Below are 502 nucleotides of genomic sequence, written 5' to 3'. Positions count from 1 at the left end.
TGGCATCGACAAAGCGATCATCCACGGCCATCACTTTCAAACCGTTGACCTTGGCCTTGGCAACGATAGCCGGGCCCAGGGACACGTCCGGCGGGCAGATCACGAAGCCTTTGGCGCCGTTGGCGGCCAGGCTGTCGATGGCCGAGAGGGTTTTCTCGCCGTCCGGCACCGCGATCTTGATGAGTTTGAAGCCTTTGTCCTGGGCGGCTTTTTCCGCAAACGCCCACTCCGTCTGGAACCAGGGCTCTTCGGCCTGCTTGACCAAGAAACCGATTTTCACTTCTTCAGCGGCCAGCAACAGGCCGCTCAAGCTCATGGCCGAGACCGCCACAGCGGCGCAGCACAGGGAACGCAAACCACGACGACGATTCATAGGGGTGACTCCTTGTTGTTGTTTTTTTTCAATGTTCGTTTTGTGTACGGGTACTGTTGTGGCGAGGGAGCTTGCTCCCGCTGGGGTGCGCAGCGCCCCCCAAAAAAAGCCGGCTCCAGCTGCGCTGTC

The 502-nt window shown here is 59.6% G+C and carries 1 protein-coding gene; it reads right to left on the bottom strand.

What is annotated here, in order from left to right; translation table 11 throughout:
- Positions 1-373 (bottom strand): substrate-binding domain-containing protein (locus OC445_RS26920; protein ID WP_262020455.1); only part of this gene is annotated, 373 nt, incomplete at its 3' end.
- Between the last annotated feature and the right edge of the window lie 129 nt (positions 374-502).

This window comes from Pseudomonas sp. Pse35, from assembly GCF_024519715.1.
Classification (GTDB): Bacteria; Pseudomonadota; Gammaproteobacteria; order Pseudomonadales; family Pseudomonadaceae; genus Aquipseudomonas; species Aquipseudomonas paracarnis.
This window is presented reverse-complemented; position numbering and strand designations above follow the sequence as displayed.